The organism is Microcystis sp. M53598_WE2 (assembly GCF_030067735.1).
GTDB classification, from domain to species: Bacteria; Cyanobacteriota; Cyanobacteriia; order Cyanobacteriales; family Microcystaceae; genus Microcystis; species Microcystis aeruginosa.
The window spans coordinates 1-3,437 of record NZ_JASJFE010000106.1; the positions used below are offsets into that span (position 1 = coordinate 1).

The 3,437-nt window shown below is 41.9% G+C and carries 6 protein-coding genes; 2 read left to right on the forward strand and 4 right to left on the reverse strand.

Annotated elements, in window-relative coordinates; translation table 11 throughout:
- The coding region (locus PX636_RS02465) for a WecB/TagA/CpsF family glycosyltransferase (protein ID WP_502882839.1) at positions 1 to 93 on the forward strand (93 nt) is incomplete at its 5' end.
- 9 nt (positions 94 to 102) lie between these two features.
- On the opposite strand, the gene ureG is transcribed toward PX636_RS02465, so the two are convergent.
- The 3 genes from ureG to psbP form a co-directional block, all read right to left on the reverse strand.
- The gene (gene ureG / locus PX636_RS02470; protein WP_002775535.1) at positions 103 to 696 is read right to left on the reverse strand and encodes an urease accessory protein UreG; all 594 of its coding nucleotides are present in this window, start codon (positions 694 to 696) and stop codon (positions 103 to 105) included.
- Positions 697 to 871: 175 nt separating this feature from the next.
- Positions 872 to 1,459 carry a Maf family protein gene (locus PX636_RS02475; RefSeq protein ID WP_125730176.1) on the reverse strand — a complete coding sequence of 196 codons (588 nt, stop codon included), beginning with the start codon at positions 1,457 to 1,459 and terminating at the stop codon, positions 872 to 874.
- A gap of 354 nt (positions 1,460 to 1,813) precedes the next feature.
- Positions 1,814 to 2,362 carry a photosystem II reaction center PsbP gene (gene psbP / locus PX636_RS02480; RefSeq protein WP_012265569.1) on the reverse strand — a complete coding sequence of 183 codons (549 nt, stop codon included), beginning with the start codon at positions 2,360 to 2,362 and terminating at the stop codon, positions 1,814 to 1,816.
- Positions 2,363 to 2,424: 62 nt separating this feature from the next.
- On the opposite strand from psbP, the gene PX636_RS02485 reads away from it, so the two are divergent.
- Complete coding sequence (locus PX636_RS02485) at positions 2,425 to 3,207, forward strand: tetratricopeptide repeat protein (RefSeq protein ID WP_288116127.1); 783 nt, start codon at positions 2,425 to 2,427, stop codon at positions 3,205 to 3,207.
- 74 nt (positions 3,208 to 3,281) lie between these two features.
- Here PX636_RS02485 and psb34 read toward each other — a convergent pair.
- On the reverse strand, positions 3,282 to 3,437 hold a 156-nt coding region (gene psb34, locus PX636_RS02490), incomplete at its 5' end, for a photosystem II assembly protein Psb34 (protein ID WP_288116129.1).

Sequence of the window (3,437 nt, forward strand, 5' to 3'; positions counted from 1 at the left end):
GAGTGGTTGTATCGACTTTATCAGGAACCTTGGCGCTGGAAAAGAATGTTAGCTTTACCTAAGTTTTTCTGGCGCTCTCTTTTTTATTCCTAGTAATAGTTATTATAAATTCTTTTCGATAAAGGCCATCACTCGCTCTAATCCTTCCCGTGTTTTCAAGTTGGTGAAGATAAAGGGTTTATCTCCGCGCATCTTTTTGGCATCTCTATCCATCACTCCTAAATCTGCCCCCACCATCGGGGCTAAATCTATTTTATTAATTACCAATAAATCCGATTTGGTGATACCCGGTCCCCCCTTGCGAGGAATTTTATCTCCGGCTGCCACGTCAATCACATAGATGGTTAAATCTACTAATTCGGGGCTAAAGGTTGCCGCTAAATTGTCGCCACCACTTTCCAGAAAAATTAACTTTAAGTTAGCAAATTTTCTCTCTAACTGTTCAATGGCAACTAAGTTAATTGAGGCATCCTCGCGAATAGCTGTATGGGGACATCCTCCCGTTTCTACTCCTAAAATTCTTTCCGGAGCTAAAGCTTGCGATCGCACTAAAAATTGGGCATCTTCTTGAGTATAAATGTCATTGGTGACTACGGCGATCGGATATTGATCCCGCAAATTTTTACACAGGGCATCGAGCAGGGCTGTTTTTCCTGAACCCACCGGACCGGCAATTCCCACGCGCAAGCAAGACATAGTTTTTTCGGGAAAAAGTGAAAAGGAAAGGGTTAAAAATTTTGGGGCTATCCGATAGAAAAAAGAGGGGTTCGCAGGGCGACACGGATTCCCATTATAATAAAAGGTTAACGCAAATCTGAGAATTTGTCAAGCCTTTTTGTCAATAAATTTGGGGAAATCATCGACAAAAAGATCACCAAAAGTCAGTGATTTGGTAGCCAAAATCCGTTAACATCTGCCTAAATAGGGGCAAACTTAAACCGATAACATTACTGTGACATCCCTCTAATCTTTCCACGAATAGACCCCCCTTTCCTTCTAGGGCAAAACAGCCGGCACATTTGAGGGGTTCTTCGGTGTCAACGTAGGCAATAATTGTTTCATCGCTGATATTGGCAAAGTGAACTTTAGTGATCCCACAACGAGTCAAAGTTTGATTATTAACTCGATCGATTAAAGCATGACCTGTATAGAGTGTACCCACCTGACCGCGCATTTTTTGCCAACGATCGATCGCTTCTGATTTATCCTTGGGTTTGCCATAGACTTCCCCCGCTACTTCTAAGACGGAATCACAACCAAGAATCAATCCTGAATCAAATTGGGGGGCGATCGTTTGCGCTTTACATTGGGCTAAAGTTTGGACAAGATGGAGAGTATCATCAGCATTAATTGTCGATTCATCAAAGTTACTTACCCGCACAATCGGATCGATTCCCACCATTTGTAATAGTTTTTTGCGCGCAGGAGAAGCGGAAGCAAGAATCAAGGGAATGGACATAATTTTTTCAGTAAAAAGAGATAGGAGATAGTTAGGTAGGGTGGGTTAGGCAATGACAAATTATTAGACTTAATTATCAATTTATCTATTTGCCGTAACCCACCATCAGTTATCAGTTATCAGTTATCAGTTATTAGATTTGAGTTTTAAGTGACAGTATTAAATAGAAGTTTCCTACTGTCTTTTCACTGTTTACTGATTACTGATTAAGTAAGTATTTTATCTTTAATTGTAAACCGGCTACCTAGTTGATGATAGGTGGTGCGTTACGACGGATTGTTACCTTGAAGTCAAAGCGGGGATTTTTGCCGTCTAACGCACCCTACATTTTACTATTGCCTGTTGCCAGTTTCCCTAACTAACCGAGAAAGAATCAACGATAGTTTCAAAGAGTTCTTGAATTTGCGTCCAACGTTTTTGGGAAGTGGAAAGATTAAAAGAATAGAGTTTATTATTATTAACCGTGACGCTGGCCAGATTATGACGTTCTTGGCCGTTGGCTAATTTAACTTGATATTCGAGGATATAATAATCTTGACCGTCGATTTGATGAGATTCTGAGCGAATTAATTCTACTTCCTTATCGAGATTGGGGTTAAGACTGTTATTTTTCAGGAGACGATAGCCCACTTCCGAGGGTGTCCCTAAATCTGTTAAGGTTTTATTGTCGGGGATGGGATTGATAATAACGCTTAAATTTTCGCTCGTTTCGATCAGGTCATGAAAAACCACATCTACTCCTGCAACTTTTTTCACATCCACCTGCGTCCAACCCTTAGGATATAAAAATTGATAGCCTTGGCTGCCACTGGTGTATCCTTGCAGTCCAGCGATGGGAGTTGCACAACCGGTTAAGAGGAGGGTGGTAATTAGGAGGAAAGTCGCCAAAAGAGATTTAATCATGATATTTTGACCTGTGAGTAGGGCTGTTTAATTTTACCTTGAATTGTTTAGGTGAAGGGATTATGAAAATTAAGAAAAAATTGACAATTATTATGGCTATAGCGACTTTTTTACTGACTATCTCTCCCCTAGTCTCTCAAACTACCGCTAACCCCGTGAAGGCTGTAGAATTTTATAATCGGGGGGTGGATCGTTTAACCGCAGGGGATTACTCAGGGGCGATCGCTGATTTTACTCAAGCTCTACAATTAGAGCCGAAGGATGCCGATGCTTACTATAATCGCGGCTATGCGGAATTAGTTCTCGGCCAGTACGAGCGAGCGATCGCAGATTATACCCAGGCCTTGACAATCAACTCTAATTATGTTAATGCTCTCGGTAATCGTTGTTATGCCTATTATCTGACGAAAAAATACGAGGCAGCGGTGGAAGATTGCACAAAAGCGATCGCTTTAAACGGAAATTTTGCTGATTTCTTTATTTATCGCGGTAATGCTAAGGATGACTTGGGAAGACACCTAGAAGCGATCGAGGATTACACAAAAGCTTTGAGTTTACAGGGAACTAGAGGACAGGATCGCATTTTCTATAATCGCGCTCTAGCCCATAACCGAGCCGGACAGCAGGAAATGGCTTTAAGGGACTATAATGAGAGTCTGAAAATTAATGCTAATTTTGCCGAAGCGTACCACAATCGGGGTTTGACCTATTATAAATTGGGAAACAGGGAAAAAGCGATCGCTGATTTAGAGGAAGCGGCCCGTCTAGCGTTATCTCAGGGTAAACAGGGGACTGCGGCTAAGTCTCAGTCAGCAGTGGCATTAATTCAGGGTCAAAAGCCTTAAAATAGGGAGTAGTTGTGATATTAGCGGTAAAGAGGAGTGAAAGGGGCTAAATCGCAACTACGAGGGACTAAATTTTAGCCAGCTTGGGATGCGTAAAAAGCGACGGCTAACAGTCCACCGACAAGTGTGATCGCAGCAACACCCCAGAAAAGATAATTACGTTGTTGCGATTTAGTGGGGGGAGCCGCTTGATAAACTTTCGGTTCGGCGGCGAAATTATTTAAGCGTCC